We start from the raw sequence: 16,797 nt of genomic DNA on the forward strand, positions 1-16,797 counted from the left end.
TTTCCCTTTCTCGTGGGCAGTGGCTCCTGGCTCCAAATTTGCATTTTCTGCTGTCGCCATTTTATAAACTGAAAAATTCAGTCAGCTTCATTAGCTAGCTAATGAGATTGGCAAAAAAAGAGGCGCTAGCTCTTTTTACCGGCTAGATTCCGGCGAACATGCGCGAGCAGACGCACCAGCTCCGCGCGCTCCTCTGCAGAAAGTCCCTCAAGCATCTCATCGACAGCTGTACCCAGCACAGCAGGTAGCAGGGCCTGCAATTCCCTTCCCCGCTCGCGTAAAAAGATGCGCACCAGGCGTGCATCTTCGGGATCAGGCAGGCGCCTCACCAATCCCGCCAGCTCCATGCGCTGGGCCGCCCGCGTAATAGTCGGCGTCTCAACTCCCATACGCCTTGCAAGCTCGCCTGGCGTTAAGCCATCCTCCCGCCAGAGATACTCAAGGATGAGCTGCTGACCTCCATACACGCCATAAGGCAGCAAGCGATCATCCAGAAACATCTTGACCGCGCGCCGCAGGCCAACGATCTCAGTTAAAAACTCGTCAATCAATGCCTCACCAATTTCATCAAGTAACTATCATTACCTGGCTAATGATATGGCAAAATTAAAGTTGCGTCAAGAGCTCATATCGGGTAAAGCCTCCTGCCTAAACCAACTTTTTTGCGCCTTCTACGTAATATCGACAGAGACATTTTTGTGAAAGTAGTGCCCTAAAAACTCTTATAATTGAGAATGCCTTGTATACAGTAAAGTTGTAGCTTCTAGCTGGGATAAGACACATGCTAATTTCAGGAGGGTGGTAGCGTAATGCTGAACGATGACGCCAGAAGCAGGAAGGCGCAGATTGCTCATCTCTACAACAAGGTGGCAACAACCTATGGGATGAGGGGGCCTAATCTTTTTGTTCCCTTTGGACGTTGGCTAGTGGAATGTATGCAGTTACAGGCAGGTGAGCGCGTGCTTGACGTGGCAACGGGTAGAGGGGCTGTGCTCTTTGCGGCGGCAGAGCAAGTTGGCCCTGCCGGCTCGGTCGTGGGTATAGATCTCGCCGAGCAAATGATCGCCTGTACTGCTGAGGATATTGTGCAGTGTGGTGTACAAAACGCGCATGTGGAGCAGATGGATGCTGAGCATTTGACTTTCCCTGCCGCTTCCTTCGATCATGTAATTTGCGCCTACGCGCTCTTCTTCTTCCCCAATATCGAACGTGTTCTGGCCGAGTTCTTTCGCGTATTGCGGCCTGGTGGAAAGCTTGGCCTGAGTGTTCCCAATACTGGTGATGAGCGCTGGCGCTGGTACACGGATCTGCTTGAGGCCTATCAACGACAGTACCACATCTCGCTTGACATGGGAGGACCTTTTCTAGAAGATGCAAAGATTGTCTCGCTACTCAGACAAGCTGGCTTTGTTGATATAGATACGCGCTTACAAGAGTACGAATTTGTGTATGCAAGAAAGCAAGATTGGTGGCTTTCAAAGTGGGATGAGGCTTCGCGTTTCCCACTTGAACGTATGCCGGCTGACGTTCTTGAACGCTTTAAAGCGCAAGTATTCAAGCGCATAGATCCGCTGAAGCAGCCTGATGGCATTCATTACATACGTCGGACCAGAGCGTTTTTGTGCGTCAGGGGCTTGCCTACTAAGCAGAAATAATATCTTCATCCACATCTCTTTAGAACTATTCGAAATGATATCGTGGAGAAGCAAGCTGCAGGCGATGACGGACCGTCATCGTCTCTCTCTTTGCAGTGACAAATCTTTGGATTCAATATTTTTTAACAAGGTAAATTATGCTATGATAGCTGTAAGCAATAAGCTACAGCTAGACCATGCCAAGAGGTAAGCAACATGTGGCAGACCGGAAACAAGTCCTCGTCAAAGCGCTCCGGCCCTGCGAAGAAAGAGGCGAAGCAGACGATGGAAGGCAAGCAATCACAGGAAAGTATTCAAGCAACTGAAGAATCCTCCCAGCACATTCGCGATCATACAGACTGGCTGCTGGCTGGCTGGAAGCAGCAACGCCCAGATCTAGATTTTTCGCCAATTGCTATCATGACGCGCCTGGAGCGCCTGCAATCTCATTTGCAAGCTGAGGTTGGCGCAACTTTCGAGCGCTTTGGCTTGACAGCTCCATCCTTCTCCGTGATCGCTACCTTGCGCCGAGCTGGTCCGCCCTACCAACGCACGCAGCGGGCGCTAATGGATGCCTTACAATTGACAAGCGGCACGATTAGCGTGCGTATCGATCGTCTAGAAAAAAATGGGATCGTTGCGCGCCTTCCCGATCCCAACGATCAGCGCGGGGTACTGGTGCGTCTTAGCGAGAAAGGCTTAAGGCTCTTCGATCAGATTGCGCCCCTGCACCTGGCTAACGAGGAGCGCCTGCTAGCAGCATTGAACCAGGAGCAGCGTGAGCAGCTTGCCACTTTACTACGCACGCTGCTGTTGAGCTTTGAACCGTTGGACCCAGAAGATCCCCAGCATCCAGCGCACTGGCTTGGAGCTTCGCTTGCCCCGGCCCATATCGCCCACAAGATGCGCCGGGCTGCCGGCTTGCCTGAAGTGCCCGGCCTGCTCATCCAATCCGTCGCGGTACCAGGTCCAGCGGAGGCCGCCGGCTTGCACGAGGGGGACCTTATCATTGCTGCCAATGGGCAAGAGATCAGGTCGCTCGAAAACCTTGATGAGCAACTGAGCGCCATAGGTCAGGCAGAGCTCAAGCTGGATATTCTACGCGGGGAGAAGCACTTGAGCGTTTCCCTCAAACCAGGGCTCAGGCCAAAATAAGAAATCACGTGCTGCACGCAGCATTTCTTATTAGATGGTTTTCGCTCCCACGGGAGCGATGGGGTGAGATGGCTTCACCTACTTTTCCTCTTCGCTCAGAACTTTCAAGCACGTGTTACCATAAATGGAAGGTGCAAAAAGAATAGCTGACTTGAAAGCGTTTTTCAGGAGGGAAAGATGTCAGAGCCAGTAGATCATCTGGGGAGAATGATGCTCATTTGGAATATGATTGAGGCGTGGCTTCAGATTGCGGCTCCAGAGAGCCTCGTTCATCTCTACCCAGGAGCAACCGAGCAGCAACTACACGCTACAGAAGCAGAGCTGGGTTTTTCTTTGCCGGAATATATCAAAGCGTCGTGGTCATTGCACAACGGCACAGACGACTTCTTTTTTGACAACTGGGGGTTTCTCACCCTTGAGCGGATGCTTTGTGCCTATAAGGCACAGCAAGGCAGCGAAGAGTGGCCCGCGACCTATCTTCCTTTTGCGGCAGATGGCGCTGGTGGGTACCTCTGCGTGGATATGGGGAGGAGCAAGGGAGAGCCGCTGGAGCGGATCGTCGCCTTTGACTATGAATTAGGGGAGGATTTTGTTGCCCCCGATTTTTGGAGTCTTCTGTCCTGGTTTGTCAATGATTTGGAAGATGGGAAATATGGGGTGGATGAATCGGGAAGCCTTGTAAGCGATGATGTTTCCCTGGGTACGTAGGGCCTGGGGTCCTCTCAACGTTTTGGCCGCACAGCGGCAACCAAAGAGCGTCATTTCTGGTCATAATGACGCAAGAGCATGCAGGATTTGCTTCTTCTACGTTGGTCTTCTGAAAAGTTACGGTTTTTACTTCGCTCCTCGCTCTCCCACAGGACTAAACCGAAATGAAAAGTCTCCCGAGAACAAAGAGCCAGCGAAGCGCCAGGCGCGAGCTGATAGCCTGCGTCAGTCAGGCAGAGCTTTGACGCAGGCTATCCCAGATGCCCGCAAGGCTCTTAGGCGATAAACTCGCTGGCAAAGCGCTGGATATCATCAGGTTGCAAGATGACAAGCTGCAATTCCTGGATGCCGATCGCCTCCAGTTCAGCGATGCGCTGGCGAATCGTGTCGGGAGTGCCGATAAGCGCTGTCTCCACTGCACGCCCACCCAGGCGCGTCCTTAAGTTTTCGGGAATTTTTGCCAGTGCCTGCTCGTCAGTATCGCCAGGGGAACAAATTATAGTGCTGGTGCGATGAATGCTCTCATAGTCACGCCCAATGGCCGCGCAATGGCTCTTGAGCACTGCGAGCTTATGCTCAAGCGTGGCAGGATCACCCTGAAAGTTGCAGGCATCTCCATACTGGGCCACAAGCTTAAGCGTCACCCGTTCGCCCCCACCACCGATGAGCAAAGGAATGTGGGGCTTCTGCACACCTTTGGGCTGATTAATCGCTCCATGTACCTGGTAATATTTGCCCTCAAAGGTAGCTTCTTCCTGCGTCCACATGGCCAGGATCACCTGAACGGCTTCACGCAGTTGACGCAAGCGCGTTGGGGCGTCGGGAAAATCATAGCCATAGGCACGGCACTCCTGCTCGTACCAGCCCGCGCCGATGCCAAAATTGAGCCGACCGTGCGAGAGCACATCGACGGTACTTGCCATCTTGGCCAGCAAGGCCGGATTACGATAGCCATTGCACGTCACCATCTGCCCGATTCTTATGCGTTTGGTATCGCGAGCCAGAGCTGCGGTACTCGTCCAGGCCTCAAAGGTTACCTCCTGCGCAGGATAGGGCACAGTATGAAAGTGATCAACCAGCCAGGCCGACTCATAGCCACACGAATCGGCAAGCTGGGCATACTGGGTCATAAACTCATAAGCCTGCACATGATCTGTAATCCCGGCTAGCTCCATTGTCCAGCCCTGAGGCAGGGAAATACCATATTTCATGCTGTTTTACACCTTTCACCAATAAAAAACTAAATTTATCCTTAATCTAGCACAAGTTCCTCTCATTATATGCTTTGCTTTATTTACCTGCAAATAGCATACAAGCTCAAACATGAGAGAACTAACCATATGGGGTCATCACGCTTTTTTATGCACCCCTGTAGCGGCCTGGCAGGAAGTAAAAAGGGTGAACCCAAATCCGGCCAGAGGCTTTGCCCGCCGCAATCCCGGCACATAGTTTCGCGCCGACTTCATACCATACTTTCCTTTTATGAATGAAGTTCATTCATAACGCAAGATCCGAAAGAGCCATGACTAAGATCTTAGCGAAAATGGCTAGTTGCCTATTTTCGAATTTGAACTGTGAACTGAAAAGATCAGGCCAGCCAGGCTCTCTGTGAAGGTTACTGTCACTGTTAACATAGTAGACACATCGGTGCCCTATCCCAAGTAAGCAAGCAAACCATCCAGCAAAAGGCAGATTTGAGAGGACTTTCAAAGCTGCCTTTTGAAAACCTTCTTTCTTTTTAAGGGTGAAGGGGATGGAAATGTATTGCCAGGTACGCAATAATGCAGACCATCTGTATAAACACGACGAACCAGAAACGGATGACGAAAGAGCGCTTGCTGGTCTTATGGTGAAAATAATGCCGCGCAAGCCATGCGGCGGGGCTCCCTCCTAGCAAAGCCAGCAGCAACAAAGTCCTTTCTGATATCCGCCACGTGCCCTTTTTTGCCGCATGCTTGTCTCTGCCATACACGGCAAAAGTGAGAACGTTCAAAAGCAGCAGCAGGATGAATACGGTAGAAAGAATGTTTATGCTCATAGTAGGCAGAGGAAAGTTCCTTTCTTTTCTCGATCTGGGACGCTTTTTGACACTCTCCCGCAATCAAGCCAACGACAAAGCCCAAATTGTAGAGGAAGGATGCAGGATCTTCCCCTCATGCTCTGGTTGGTATCTCAAGGCTGAAATCGGCACGCTTGACCTTGTTCATGAGTCTATTGAAAGAGACGGTTAAGCTCAAGAAAGAGACAAAAACTAGCCAAAGTAGATGAGATACTTTTTCCAATGGGAAAACGGCACTGATTTGCCATACCTAAGAAAGTTTTGAAGTTTTCCTCCAATATTATGAATGAACTTCATTCATAGTCACGCATAAACATTTGATAGTTACAGCGCTTGTAATAAAAAATGTGTCGTGTGCAGGCCTTTACGGCTGAGTAGAGGGAGTATTCCCTACTCTGGGCGCCCTTCTCTCAGCGAGGGACCGTAGAATAAACGCTCTAAGAGTTCGATAGCATATTGCAAATAGAGCTCTTCCCGTTCGCCTTTCTCGATAGCAAAGCATTGATGCAGCACAGCCTGGCCCAGCAGATAGATCATTTGCCCATACATCTCTGTATTAAAAGGGGCAAGATAACCTCTGGCGATAGCGTTGCGCAAAAACGCGTCGATAGCGCCGGTAAGCTGAGCATCCATATCCTTCTGCTGCAAGATCTCCAGCGAGGAAGGCACAGCAATCTTTAACAGGTGCATATGTTCTTTTTTGTGCCGACCGATGCGAAAAACAGCTTCCATAAGGGCACGCGGAACCTGCTCAAATGGCAGATCAAACAGGGCAGGATCAGTAAAGACCTGTATGAGGCTCTCCTCCAGATCGAGCGAGGCCGCCACTAATATCTCGTGCTTATTGCGAAAGTAGAGATAGATAGTACCAACGGCAACCCCAGCAGCTTGAGCAATCTCGGCAATCGTGGTCTCTTCATATCCCTTATGCACAAAGAGCGTACGCGCAGCCTCAAGAATAGCTTTTCGCTTCATTAATCCCTTTCCATATTCTGCACATTGCTAGCCTGCTCTCGGTCATCCTCTCCCGGGCAGTCGCTCCGTAGCGTGCTCATCCCGCCATGGAGAGCATATTTAACAACTTATCAAGAAGTGAAATCCTCCACGCTAATGCTGAATGAATTTCATTCATTTTATACCATAAGTTAATGCGATAGTCAAGCCAGCTGCTCATCAAATGCGAGCAATGGCCTTAGCCAACGCGTAGCCCTCACGCTTGTGTTAAAACTGCCTGCAGCCTGTGGATGCCTTCGACGATCCTGGCCTCGCTAAGATTGGCATAGCCCATAATCAGCTCATGCAGATGCAATCTCTTACGGATGGCATAGGTTTCGACGGGATAGACGCGCACGCCAGCGGCCTCAATAGCGGCCAGAAGATCGGCATTAAATGTGATATCTTCGAATGAAGCTAGCAAGTTCAGGCCAGTTGCCGCACCAGAGATTTGCAGATGATGCGGGAAGCAGGTTTTGAGACTGTTGAGCAAGGCATCACGGCGGCGGCGATAGAGGCGGCGCATCTTCAGGACATGGCGATCCAGGTGTCCCTCGCTGATGAAGCTGGCAAGAATCAACTGATCAAATGAGGGCGAATGCATATCCATAAAGCGCTTCAGATTGCGAGCCGTCTCAAGAAGAGGTGGCGGCAGAATCACATAGCCAATGCGCAGGGATGGGGCGAGAATTTTGCTAAAGGTGCCGATGTAGATTACGCGCTCCGGCCCAAGTCCCTGCACGGAACTAACTACGGCTCCGCTGTAACGCATCTCGCTATCATAATCGTCCTCGATGATATAGCCGCCGCTTGCCCGCACAAATTGCAACAGTTGCTGGCGCCGCTGAACTGGCAGCGTCCCACCGAGCGGAAATTGATGTGAGGGGGTGATAAAGGCGCTGGCACCGGGGGTAGGAGCTGGCAGATGGGAAGTCTGGATACCGGCCTCATCAATTGGTATCGGCAGCAGAGTTAAGCCCGTGCTGGTGAATATTTGCTGGATCTCATGATGGGCTGGATCTTCGATGAGAAGGGTCTTTGTCAGTGACAGCAGCAGTTGCGCGACCAGGACAAGCGCCTGAGCTGCCCCCGTCGTTATGATGATCTGGGCAGGCTGGCAGCGCACGCCACGCCAGCGTAACAGGTAGCGCGCCAGAACCTGACGCAGCTCATCGCGGCCTGCAGGCTGATCGTAACCCAGCATAGACGCGGGTAATTCGGCGAAGACCTGCGTGGCAAGGCGGCTCCAGATGCGGCGCGGGAACTCCGCAAGCGCAGGGACGCCGGGCCGAAAATCTATTACATCCTGTTCCTCCACTGCCTGCGGCTCCTGCTCCTCAAAAATAGTCTCCTGTTCAGAAGGGCAACTAATGCCATGAGCCACATAGGTGCCCGAACCAGGCGTGCTCACCACATAGCCCTCGATCAACAATTGCTCATAGATCTCTACAAGCGAGCTGCGAGCCATCCGCAACTCGCTGGCCAGGGTCCGCGTCGAGGGCAGGCGCTCGCCTGCGCGCAATTTGCCCTGGAGAATAGCCCGGCGCAGCTGGTCATATACCTGCTGCACCAGCGGCACAGCCAGTTTGCTGCGATCGAGCTCAATCCATAGTTGCCTTCCCTGCATAAAGTGGTCTCCCGTTTTCAGCTCTAAAGTGGTGCTACAATAAACCGCTTCCTTCTGTTATGGTAACACAACAGGAGGAAAGAGGCTATGAACAAATTGAAAATGTACGCAGCGATGGCTATGGCCATGGTCCTGGCCGGCAGTACGATTGTCACGAGCAAGATCATTACTAATCACGTTCCGGTATTTCTCAACTCTGAGTTGCGCTTCGGTATGGCAACACTGCTTTATCTGCCACTCATCCTGCTCTATGAGCGCAAAAGGCAGAAGCTGAACGGCAGGGATCTTCTATTGCTCTTTCTGCAAACCCTGGGAGGCGTCTTTATCTTCAGTGTTTTCTCGCTCTACGGCCTGCGCCTGACCAGTGCAGCAGAAGGGGGAATCATTACCAGCACCACACCTATTGTGGTAGCCCTGCTCGCGCTGCTCTTTCTTGGCGAGAAGCTGAATAGAGCCAGGGCCGGCGCCATTGGGATTGCCTTTCTGGGCCTGGTGGTTATCAATACAAACGGTGCGGCTTCTGGACAGGGCAGTAACGCGCTGCTAGGCAACCTGCTGCTCTTTGGAGCTGTATTGGGGGAATCGATGTTTACGATTGTAGGCAAGGCCTCACGGATCTCGCCGCTCCTGACGTCAGCGCTGGTGGCCATCTTTGGCTGCATTCTCTTTCTACCTTTTGCGCTTATCGAGGGAACGCATTTTAGTCTGGCGCAGATCAGTGTGCAGGACTGGTTGATTATAGGCTATAATGCTCTGTCAACTCCGATTGCCTACATCCTCTGGTTTTACGGCATCAGGCACGTGCCGGGGAGCACTGCGGCCATCTTCACGGCCTTTATCCCTCTGAGCGCAGTTCCGCTGGCTGCTCTGCTGCTACACGAGCCCGTAACCTGGCAACACTGGCTGGGCTTCGCTTTCATCCTGGCAGGAATTGGTCTTTGCATGCGCGAGAGCAAACAGGCAGAGGGACAGCCGGAAGGGCCCACGCGCAGCAACAAGAAAGGCTTAGGTCATGTGAGCTTCCCGCGATTTTCCAGGAGCGGCGGGAGAGATTAGAACGCCACAGCTAGCCTTTGCAGACCACGCAGGTAAGGCACAGGATTCCATGACAATGGCTCCTGCTCATTGGCAAGGTGCAGATGAGGGAAGCGCTGGAACAGCGTGCCGATGGCGATTTGCCCTTCTAGACGGGCCAGCGGCGCGCCCAGGCAAACATGAATGCCCTTGCTAAAGGCCAGGTGCCGATTCACGCTGCGCGTAATGTCGAGCGTTTGTGGATCAGTAAACTGTTGCGGATCGGTATCGGCTGCGCACAAGGAGAGCCTTACCACGTCCCCTTGACGAATCACCTGACCATATAGTGGAATATCTTCGCGCGCCCAACGCGTTCCGGTAAAGGATACCGGGGCGGTGTAACGCAACAATTCCTCAACCGCTGGATTGAGCACGTCAGGATTGTGCTGCAACAAGCGCAGCTGCTCAGGGTGCTGCAGCAGGGTCAGTACACCATTCCCAAGTAAGTTGACAGTCGTTTCATGCCCACCAAGAATAAGCAGAAAAATCATCGATACGAGCTCTTGTTCGCTCAAGCTGTCGCCTTGCTCCTTTACTCTTACCAGATCGCTCGTCAGGTCGTTAGCAGGATGAGCTCGTTTATCGCCAAGCAAAGCTTTGATATAAGCAATAAAGGTCTCAGCAGCGGCCATGCCCTCAGCCATCTTCTCTGGTGCGGCGAGAAAGGCGAGTAGATCTTGCGTCCAGGTGCGAAAGCGCTGGCGGTCAGCGGAAGGAATCCCTAGCATTTCCGAGATGACGGTGATGGGCAACGGATAGGCAAAGTCCGCGATCAGGTCCATGTGTCCCTGATCCTGCACAGCATCTAATAGCTCATCAGTAATTTGTTGGATGCGCGGGCGTAGGCGCTCGATCATACGTGGCGTGAAGGCTTTAGAGACCAGGGTGCGCAAACGCGTATGATCGGGCGGATCGGTGCCTAGCATATTCTGGCTAAAGAGGGCCAGCGGCCCGCCATAGGCCGGCTGCTCGACACCTTGAGCCGATGCGTTGCGTCTATCGCAGACCAGGCGCGGATCTTTCAGCAGCTCAATAGTCTCAGCATAACTTGTAGCGATGATCCAGAATCTCACATCGCCCAGATTGGTATAGACAAGCTTCTCTTGTTCGCGTATGCGCCCATAGAAGCTAAGGGGATCGTTGAGCGTTTGTTGTGAAAAGAGCTCACTCACATCGATCTGGCTCATAATAGCTAATTTCCTTTCTCAGCTGGCGTCTCTGGGATATGACCCATCATGCCAGCGACGATAAAATCAACAAGGTAGTCTCGCGCTTGTGCCAGCCCGCTTGCAGAAGCAAGTTCCTCCTGCGGGAGGAGTTGCTGATATAGGGGCAAATAGCCTAGATAGGCCTGGCATAAGGGCATCATGAGCGTGAGCTGGATGATGGGAACAAAATCAGAGCGCAGCAGCCCGGCTTCGCGCGCCTTCTGGAAAAGTGGTTCAAGCCGGTAAGTATCATGAGGCACAAGTTGCGAACCTACCTGAGCAAATGTTTGCCAGCCCCTGGTCATTTCCCAGCTCAATATACGTACCAGGCGCGGATGTTCGAGGAGATAATCAAAATACGTCTGGACCATGACAGTGAGAAACTCTTTGAATTGAGCGGCGCGGAGCACAGTTTCGTCGGTAAGTTCGTAGGTGAGCACGCGGGCCAGCAATTCGCCTACTTCCTGATCAACGCGCCTGAGCACCTGGGCATACAGGCCAAGCTTATCACCAAAGTACTGAAAGAGTAAACTTTTCGCGTAGCCCGCCTGCGCCGCGATGCTCTCAACCGACGTGGCATCAAAGCCGTGCTCGGCAAACAGCGCTTCCGCAGCGTCGAGGATACTCTCGCGCGTCCTCTGAAAATCATAAACTCTTTTTCGCCCACGTTTGCTTTCCGCTTCCGACATTTATTTCTCCTCTTAATTATAAACTGACTGGTCAGATTATAAAACAAAGGCAGCGAAACTGTCAAGGAAGCTTCCAGGAGTGACTACTCTTTGCACGCTTAAGAAGAGGATCGGGAGAACTTTTGCAATGGCTCACTTAAACAGTATTACTCATGCATCTAACTCAAATAAATATTTCGAGTGCTGAAAAAATGTTTCCGATCATGTATACTTTTAGTGGCAATAAAATTTTTTGGCAGGCTAGAAGAAATTATAGGAGCTTCCTATGGTTAGAAGAATAAGCTGTATCCTCTACTTTAGTAGCGTCGGGATTCTCTTTTTCTCGTTTAGCCCTATATTTAGCCCTATACTGGCAGACGTCAAGGGAATTCTCATTCCTTTGGGTATCGCACTTTGCTCCATTGGCTGGCTTGGTGCCCTTATCACGACAGCTCAACAAGGGCAATGGCAATGGTTTTTCCTCATTCTCTTCTTATCTATGCTCGGTATGCTTCTCTATGCAATTTTTGGTCTACCCGATATCTCCCCACCAGATATGAGTAAGCGAGGGAACGATCAGCAGAAAGATAATTCTATTCATTGGAGCGACTAATCTCACAAAAGGCTCTTAACTCTACAGCTCAGTTTTTAGTTAGCAGAAGAAAACAAGTCATATAAACTGTTTCATCTAAAGCTGCAATGATAGCTAGCCGGAGGGCGTGAGCTCGTTGCGCACAAAAGCAATGATTTCCGTTAGCGCTTCGCTCTGCTCAGCCGAGAGCATTGAGCATTCATCACGCAACATAACCCCCAGAAGTTCAAGATAGAGCTCGTTCATGCGCTGCTCAGTGCCAGGATAAAGATATTTTTGGAGCAAGCTGCTATCCGGAAGCCGATCCAGGAGCATAAAAATATCTGGCCGCACCTCGCTTTCTCCCACCTCCTGATCGTAGCGCCTGAGAAAATAATAGTCGCACTGCGCGCGATAGAACTTGTAAGCGCTAAATGGCTTACCACGCTTGCGATATTTTGTATAGCGCACGGCTCCAATCCCGTACCCATAGAGCTGGCGCACTTTCTCAGCCATCTGTGGAGCTTGATAGGTTGAGGGGCAGCGAGGACATTCCTGCGGATTGCTGTAGATGCAGGTACCCAGAGGCATAACAGGTGGAGTAACCGGATCAAGGATGGTGATATCGAGACGATTGAAGAGCGGATAATCCCTGAAGAGGATGGCATAGCCAGTATTGCCCGGTTGGGGATGAAATGGGTACCAGACGAAGGGCTCTCCAATCGTGTTCATAATTGAGGCTAAATCGCGCATGGTCATATCAAAATCGCTTGAGACGACATGCAGATCAAGATCAGAATAGGCATCGTGCTTGTGTTGTTCCATGGAACCGAACAGATAGATCTTTTGTACCTCCGGGCGCTGTGTAAAGACTTGCAGGGTGGTAGCATATAATTCTTGCAGTGACTTAGGCATCAATCGCTCCCATCTTTCCTTTTTCTACTCTCTTCTCACACAACACAGATTGAAAATCCAGCCTTCGCCCATGTGTATGCCTTACTTTCTTTATCGCGCAAGTTATCAGAGACAATACCAAATGATTGAGAGCCAGAAACAAGTATACTGGAATTGCCCGAAGTAGACAAGTTTTCTCGCTATATTTCAATCTTACTGTATTGCTCGCTTGCCGCGATCGGGAAAGATTTTCTCTCTGGCCCGGTCCGCAATCTCAGCTTTCAGCTCTTGCCCATCTATTTCTGCTATAGCAAGCCAGCAAAATTTCTATTTGAGCGAACTACTAAATAATTCCGCATGGAATAGCGTTGAATCTTAAATATGGGCATCGACAGCAAGCATCCTGGGAAAAGCGCTTTCTATCTGGTATACTCCCCATGAGAATAATAAAGCACATTTTTCATCACGAGCCCAGGTTTCTCATAAGAACACTTCATCTATATCTCAAGATTGTTATTTCCTGCAGCACTGATCTATGCTGTTTTTCAAGCGATTTGAAGCTATTTCACACTGAATCAGGCAGAAAAAAGGGAAAAGATGACTCAAATTAGCCATCGTTACGTTCAAGCCAAGCGCATGGCAGACCTGCAGGTTCTCCCCGCCTGGCTCACAGAGGAGAACATCGCCCACTACCCAAGCGCGTTCGAAAAGACAGGATTTAACGGCGCCCTTAATCCGCACAGCTGAGCTAGAAGGGTATATGTAACGTTTCGGGAGCCTTGCCCGTGTGAGTTTTGAGGCTCATAAAAATAAGGCAGATGCAAGTCAGAACAGGGGCACATTATGAACTATATCCATACAGTTGTCCTGCCCGAAAATATCCAGGACGTAGAAATTGAGCATGCTTCAATTCGCTTCATTGGTACCGCAACCGTACTGCTCCAGTATGCTGGCTTCACGATTCTCACCGATCCAAATTTCTTGCATCAGGGCGAGCAAATCCACCTGAGCCGTGGCCTGCGCTCCACACGCCTCACCAATCCAGCCATCGAGCTCGAAACCCTGCCGCATCTTGACCTGGTGCTGCTCTCACACATGCATGAAGATCATTTTGATCGCCTGGTGGCCAGGAAGTTGCCGAGGGGAATTCCTATCGTGACCACTCAACAGGCCGCGACGGCACTACGCAAGATGGGCTTTCGGAAAACCTACCCATTGTCAACCTGGCAAATGCTGACAATTGTCAAGGGCGAGTCTCATTTACACATTACCTCGCTACCGGCAAAACATGGGCCTGGCTTACTTGCTAAGCTGCTTCCGCCCGTCATGGGCACGCTACTGGAGTTCGAGACAACTGCAGGCAAACAGGGCCTCCGGCTCTACATCTCGGGCGATACCATCATGTATAAAGAGCTTAAAGAGATCCCTAAACGCTATCCCGAGATAGATCTAGCCTTGCTCCACCTTGGCGGAACAAAGGTCCTTGGCATCCTGCTCACTATGGATAGCAAGCAAGGCATCAAGGCAGTTCGCGTAATCAATCCCCGTGAGGTTATTCCTATCCACTACGACGACTATTCTATCTTCAAATCGCCACTTGAGGATTTTCAGCAGGCCGCCAGGCAGGCAAAACTTGAGCAACGCGTCAGATACCTTCAACCAGGCGAGCTCTATACATTTGAGGTGCCTGCTCGTCACCGCTAAAGTGTCCACCGTTGCTTGCCTACCCTTGCGCGCGTCAGGGTCGTATCCATGCGGATCTTTTCGTTCCCAATTTTCGCTTTCTGTGTGAACATGATAAGTTGAGCCAGCTGGGCTGCAATCGTGGAACCGAGCCATTTTAAAATGCATGTGGTCGTTTAGATTGTCCAAACGACCACATTGATTTCCACATCCATGAGCCTCGCTTTAAGCGTCGAAGGCTACCCTTTGCGCCTCAGATACTCGCGGTCGCAGGAATGCGATACCGATTGCGAGAATCAGGAGGAATGGAATGTCAGTGAGGAACTTGCTGGAGTACGATCCATCCATCAGAGCCATTGGCACCATGAGCAAGCCGTGAACCAGATCAGCGCACATGGTAAAATCAAGAAAAGATCGGTACTTGATAGGGTTGTTGGCAGCTGGGAAGAAGAAGATTCCCCATACTAGATAGATCACGAACAGCATAGGTCCCACATGACCAGTAACATCGTCCCAGATAAGCCAGTGGAGTGCTCCCCCGGGTTCATCGTGGGGGTCTGGATGATATAACCTCCTAAGAGGGTGCCAAAGATAAGAAGGGTCAAAATGCCATACACGCGCAAGAATGCTTTAAGCCATTTCATCTTCGTTTCTTCGTTCATTGTAGATATCTCCTCTTCTGTTTACTCATGAAAACTTCAAGATTGGGATTGCTTGCTTCCAAATGAAAACTGTCTTTATGACAACATGTCGTTGGTTGAAGCGACTATAGAAAGATGGACTGCCTGCGGCGGCACTTCTGGCTGGCTGGCCTGGAGCTCAGAGACAAACGTTTTGAAGGATTCCAGCGAGCTAAAAACTTCTTCTGCCTCCTTGCTAGCAAAGCGCGGTAGATGGATAAAAGTTTTTCCGTCATCCTGCACAAAGACGCTATACTGGAGATCAGTTCGCTGTAGGGCACGCAGCTCACTCACTACGCGGTCAATATTCGCTTTGTTCTGAGCAGCGTACTCGGCTCGTACGGTATATTGGACTTTGGTGATATTCATTATGCAACAATTCCTTTCAATGACTGATGAGCGAGAAAGTCATTGACAACATGCTTAGCTTCCTCGCGAAACGCAGAGAGATAGTTGTGTCTCCCTTGCTGTGAGAGACACTTATTAGACTATCGTGAAGCCAAAAACTATGCGGTCGCCCTACTCTATCCGCGAGAACTGGCTCTATTCCTTCGTGGGCGCCAGGCCTGCACCGGCTCCTCCTTCCCTCTCAAGGAATAAGTAGAAAATCTCTCCCGTAAGAGCGCAAAGTTTTGGGCTCAGGTGCAGTCTAATAAGTAGGGATCGGAGTAAGTGGAGCTTGACATGGTTGATGATTATCTTGATAATAAGCCGGATTGGCAGGAAGTGGGGAAACATTATGCTCACTGAACAAAAAAAGCTTGAGAATAAAGGCAATACAGCCGGGCACATAGATAAGGGAGCTCAGGCGAACCGTAAAATGTATGGGACAGGGGATACAAGTTCCCTATTTGAGCCATACCGGGGCGAGCTGCTCTTGCACTGCTATCGTCTCCTGGGTTCACTCTATGACGCTGAGGATACAGTGCAGGAATGCATGCTACGCGCCTGGCGCCACTTCGATACGTTTAAGGGCCAGGGATCGCTACGCACCTGGCTCTATACAATTGCGACAAATGTTTGCCTTGACGCGCTCAAGAAACGCTCGTCGCGCACGCTACCTACGGTGCTCTCAGCCGTAGCAGATCCACGCAACCCCATAGCCGAACGACTGGAGGAAACGCTCTGGCTTGAGCCTTTGCCTGATAGCTGGCTAGCCGAGGCTACGGAGAACCCAGAAGCCCGCTATACGAGATCCGAGAGCGTTTCACTGGCTTTCCTCGCCGCCCTCCAATTGCTGCCACCTCGCCAACGCGCAATCTTGCTTCTCAGCGATGTGCTCTCCTTTCGGGCTGCGGAGATCGCCCACCTGCTGGCAATCTCGGTGTCGGCAGTCAATAGTGCATTACACCGCGCCCGCGTCACGATTACGCAGCACTATCACACGGCTGAGCAAGAGAAGATGCAGATGCAGCGGACAGACGCGGCGACGAACGCACTACTCGCGCGCTATATGCAGGCGTGGGAAACAGACGATGTGGCCGGACTTATAGAGCTTCTGAAAGAAGATGCCACGCTCTCTATGCCTCCCGTGCCTTCGTGGTATCGAGGGAGAGAAGCGATTCGGACCATTTTCCTTGCGCAACCCTTTGGATCTACGGTATCGAAGCGCTGGCGTTTGCTTCCAACGCGCGCCAATGCTCAACCGGCCTTTGCCTTATATGTCCTTGATGAAGGGCAAGATGTTTATAGCGCTTTCGGCCTGCAGCTTATCACGCTCGCTGGTGCGCAGATTGCTGAGGTGACGATCTTCCACGGCCCGGAGCTGGTGACCGCCTTTGATCTCCCACCTCAGCTATATCAATAAACGGGGACTTCTTGCTTGCGCCTCACCTCGCAAGGC

Annotated in this window: 19 protein-coding genes; 8 read left to right on the forward strand and 11 right to left on the reverse strand. The window is 51.2% G+C overall.

The genetic code is table 11. The annotated features are described in order from the left end of the window. Positions 1–125: 125 nt before the first annotated feature. Positions 126–551, reverse strand: a complete 426-nt coding sequence (locus EPA93_RS04950; protein WP_207229448.1) for a MarR family winged helix-turn-helix transcriptional regulator — start codon at positions 549–551, stop codon at positions 126–128. A gap of 258 nt (positions 552–809) precedes the next feature. On the opposite strand from EPA93_RS04950, the gene EPA93_RS04955 reads away from it, so the two are divergent. From EPA93_RS04955 to EPA93_RS04965, 3 genes are all read left to right on the forward strand, one after another. Continuing rightward, positions 810–1,655: a class I SAM-dependent methyltransferase gene (locus EPA93_RS04955; protein ID WP_129885983.1), complete on the forward strand. Its 846-nt coding sequence runs from the start codon at positions 810–812 to the stop codon at positions 1,653–1,655. Between the two features lie 264 nt (positions 1,656–1,919). Further along, the gene (locus EPA93_RS04960) at positions 1,920–2,789 is read left to right on the forward strand and encodes a MarR family transcriptional regulator (RefSeq protein WP_129885984.1); all 870 of its coding nucleotides are present in this window, start codon (positions 1,920–1,922) and stop codon (positions 2,787–2,789) included. 177 nt (positions 2,790–2,966) lie between these two features. Further along, complete coding sequence (locus tag EPA93_RS04965) at positions 2,967–3,497, forward strand: SMI1/KNR4 family protein (RefSeq protein WP_129885985.1); 531 nt, start codon at positions 2,967–2,969, stop codon at positions 3,495–3,497. A 275-nt stretch (positions 3,498–3,772) separates the two neighbouring features. On the opposite strand, the gene EPA93_RS04970 is transcribed toward EPA93_RS04965, so the two are convergent. After that, a complete protein-coding gene (locus tag EPA93_RS04970) occupies positions 3,773–4,708 on the reverse strand; it encodes an LLM class F420-dependent oxidoreductase (RefSeq protein ID WP_129885986.1) in 936 nt (311 codons plus the stop codon). 527 nt (positions 4,709–5,235) lie between these two features. Next, complete coding sequence (locus tag EPA93_RS50820) at positions 5,236–5,535, reverse strand: DUF1294 domain-containing protein (protein ID WP_129885987.1); 300 nt, start codon at positions 5,533–5,535, stop codon at positions 5,236–5,238. Here EPA93_RS50820 and EPA93_RS48215 point away from each other — a divergent pair. Next, entirely contained in the window at positions 5,504–5,728 is a 225-nt protein-coding gene (locus EPA93_RS48215; RefSeq protein WP_165422753.1) for a hypothetical protein, read from the forward strand. The two genes, EPA93_RS50820 and EPA93_RS48215, sit on opposite strands and share 32 nt — an antisense overlap. A 218-nt stretch (positions 5,729–5,946) precedes the next feature. Here the strand turns inward: EPA93_RS48215 and EPA93_RS04980 are convergent, their stop codons facing one another. Further along, positions 5,947–6,531, reverse strand: a complete 585-nt coding sequence (locus EPA93_RS04980) for a TetR/AcrR family transcriptional regulator (RefSeq protein WP_129885988.1) — start codon at positions 6,529–6,531, stop codon at positions 5,947–5,949. 235 nt (positions 6,532–6,766) lie between these two features. Then, entirely contained in the window at positions 6,767–8,176 is a 1,410-nt protein-coding gene (gene pdxR, locus EPA93_RS04985) for a MocR-like pyridoxine biosynthesis transcription factor PdxR (RefSeq protein WP_129885989.1), read from the reverse strand. Positions 8,177–8,263: 87 nt separating this feature from the next. Between pdxR and EPA93_RS04990 the strand changes: the two genes are divergently transcribed. Continuing rightward, a complete protein-coding gene (locus tag EPA93_RS04990; RefSeq protein WP_129885990.1) occupies positions 8,264–9,232 on the forward strand; it encodes a DMT family transporter in 969 nt (322 codons plus the stop codon). Here the strand turns inward: EPA93_RS04990 and EPA93_RS04995 are convergent. Together EPA93_RS04995 and EPA93_RS50245 are read right to left on the reverse strand one after the other, a co-directional pair. Then, positions 9,229–10,437 carry a cytochrome P450 family protein gene (locus tag EPA93_RS04995; RefSeq protein ID WP_129885991.1) on the reverse strand — a complete coding sequence of 403 codons (1,209 nt, stop codon included), beginning with the start codon at positions 10,435–10,437 and terminating at the stop codon, positions 9,229–9,231. The genes EPA93_RS04990 and EPA93_RS04995 overlap by 4 nt on opposite strands. 5 nt (positions 10,438–10,442) lie before the next feature. Then, a complete protein-coding gene (locus EPA93_RS50245; protein ID WP_129885992.1) occupies positions 10,443–11,147 on the reverse strand; it encodes a TetR/AcrR family transcriptional regulator in 705 nt (234 codons plus the stop codon). A gap of 265 nt (positions 11,148–11,412) precedes the next feature. Here EPA93_RS50245 and EPA93_RS05005 point away from each other — a divergent pair, with 265 nt between their 5' ends. Further along, complete coding sequence (locus tag EPA93_RS05005; RefSeq protein ID WP_129885993.1) at positions 11,413–11,739, forward strand: hypothetical protein; 327 nt, start codon at positions 11,413–11,415, stop codon at positions 11,737–11,739. A 93-nt stretch (positions 11,740–11,832) separates the two neighbouring features. On the opposite strand, the gene EPA93_RS05010 is transcribed toward EPA93_RS05005, so the two are convergent. Beyond that, entirely contained in the window at positions 11,833–12,612 is a 780-nt protein-coding gene (locus tag EPA93_RS05010; RefSeq protein WP_129885994.1) for a nucleotidyltransferase domain-containing protein, read from the reverse strand. A gap of 822 nt (positions 12,613–13,434) precedes the next feature. Here EPA93_RS05010 and EPA93_RS05015 point away from each other — a divergent pair. Next, positions 13,435–14,295 (forward strand): MBL fold metallo-hydrolase, encoded by an 861-nt coding sequence (locus tag EPA93_RS05015; RefSeq protein WP_129885995.1) that lies wholly within the window; start codon positions 13,435–13,437, stop codon positions 14,293–14,295. A 204-nt stretch (positions 14,296–14,499) separates the two neighbouring features. Here EPA93_RS05015 and EPA93_RS50825 read toward each other — a convergent pair whose 3' ends face one another. The 3 genes from EPA93_RS50825 to EPA93_RS05025 form a co-directional block, all read right to left on the reverse strand. Then, positions 14,500–14,760 (reverse strand): DUF6632 domain-containing protein, encoded by a 261-nt coding sequence (locus EPA93_RS50825; RefSeq protein ID WP_422877876.1) that lies wholly within the window; start codon positions 14,758–14,760, stop codon positions 14,500–14,502. After that, positions 14,748–14,936 carry a hypothetical protein gene (locus tag EPA93_RS05020; protein WP_129885996.1) on the reverse strand — a complete coding sequence of 63 codons (189 nt, stop codon included), beginning with the start codon at positions 14,934–14,936 and terminating at the stop codon, positions 14,748–14,750. The genes EPA93_RS50825 and EPA93_RS05020 overlap by 13 nt, the downstream gene beginning before the upstream one ends. Positions 14,937–15,011: 75 nt before the next feature. Further along, positions 15,012–15,323, reverse strand: a complete 312-nt coding sequence (locus tag EPA93_RS05025) for a hypothetical protein (protein ID WP_129885997.1) — start codon at positions 15,321–15,323, stop codon at positions 15,012–15,014. Positions 15,324–15,693: 370 nt separating this feature from the next. On the opposite strand from EPA93_RS05025, the gene EPA93_RS05030 reads away from it, so the two are divergent. Further along, positions 15,694–16,761 carry an RNA polymerase subunit sigma-70 gene (locus EPA93_RS05030; protein ID WP_129885998.1) on the forward strand — a complete coding sequence of 356 codons (1,068 nt, stop codon included), beginning with the start codon at positions 15,694–15,696 and terminating at the stop codon, positions 16,759–16,761. The last annotated feature ends 36 nt before the right edge of the window (positions 16,762–16,797 follow it).

Source organism: Ktedonosporobacter rubrisoli, assembly GCF_004208415.1.
Lineage (GTDB): Bacteria > Chloroflexota > Ktedonobacteria > Ktedonobacterales > Ktedonobacteraceae > Ktedonosporobacter > Ktedonosporobacter rubrisoli.

Bases quoted from the DNA above. Each gene is read 5' to 3' on its own strand.
- EPA93_RS04990 (WP_129885990.1), top strand. From the start codon at position 8,264: ATGAACAAATTGAAAATGTACGCAGCGATGGCTATGGCCATGGTCCTG.
- EPA93_RS04960 (WP_129885984.1), top strand. From the start codon at position 1,920: ATGGAAGGCAAGCAATCACAGGAAAGTATTCAAGCAACTGAAGAATCC.
- EPA93_RS04980 (WP_129885988.1), bottom strand. From the start codon at position 6,531: ATGAAGCGAAAAGCTATTCTTGAGGCTGCGCGTACGCTCTTTGTGCAT.
- EPA93_RS05025 (WP_129885997.1), bottom strand. From the start codon at position 15,323: ATGAATATCACCAAAGTCCAATATACCGTACGAGCCGAGTACGCTGCT.
- EPA93_RS05020 (WP_129885996.1), bottom strand. From the start codon at position 14,936: ATGAACGAAGAAACGAAGATGAAATGGCTTAAAGCATTCTTGCGCGTG.
- EPA93_RS50820 (WP_129885987.1), bottom strand. From the start codon at position 5,535: ATGAGCATAAACATTCTTTCTACCGTATTCATCCTGCTGCTGCTTTTG.
- EPA93_RS05010 (WP_129885994.1), bottom strand. From the start codon at position 12,612: ATGCCTAAGTCACTGCAAGAATTATATGCTACCACCCTGCAAGTCTTT.
- EPA93_RS04970 (WP_129885986.1), bottom strand. From the start codon at position 4,708: ATGAAATATGGTATTTCCCTGCCTCAGGGCTGGACAATGGAGCTAGCC.
- EPA93_RS05015 (WP_129885995.1), top strand. From the start codon at position 13,435: ATGAACTATATCCATACAGTTGTCCTGCCCGAAAATATCCAGGACGTA.
- pdxR (WP_129885989.1), bottom strand. From the start codon at position 8,176: ATGCAGGGAAGGCAACTATGGATTGAGCTCGATCGCAGCAAACTGGCT.
- EPA93_RS50245 (WP_129885992.1), bottom strand. From the start codon at position 11,147: ATGTCGGAAGCGGAAAGCAAACGTGGGCGAAAAAGAGTTTATGATTTT.
- EPA93_RS48215 (WP_165422753.1), top strand. From the start codon at position 5,504: ATGAATACGGTAGAAAGAATGTTTATGCTCATAGTAGGCAGAGGAAAG.
- EPA93_RS05005 (WP_129885993.1), top strand. From the start codon at position 11,413: ATGGTTAGAAGAATAAGCTGTATCCTCTACTTTAGTAGCGTCGGGATT.
- EPA93_RS04995 (WP_129885991.1), bottom strand. From the start codon at position 10,437: ATGAGCCAGATCGATGTGAGTGAGCTCTTTTCACAACAAACGCTCAAC.
- EPA93_RS05030 (WP_129885998.1), top strand. From the start codon at position 15,694: ATGCTCACTGAACAAAAAAAGCTTGAGAATAAAGGCAATACAGCCGGG.
- EPA93_RS50825 (WP_422877876.1), bottom strand. From the start codon at position 14,760: ATGCTGTTCGTGATCTATCTAGTATGGGGAATCTTCTTCTTCCCAGCT.
- EPA93_RS04965 (WP_129885985.1), top strand. From the start codon at position 2,967: ATGTCAGAGCCAGTAGATCATCTGGGGAGAATGATGCTCATTTGGAAT.
- EPA93_RS04955 (WP_129885983.1), top strand. From the start codon at position 810: ATGCTGAACGATGACGCCAGAAGCAGGAAGGCGCAGATTGCTCATCTC.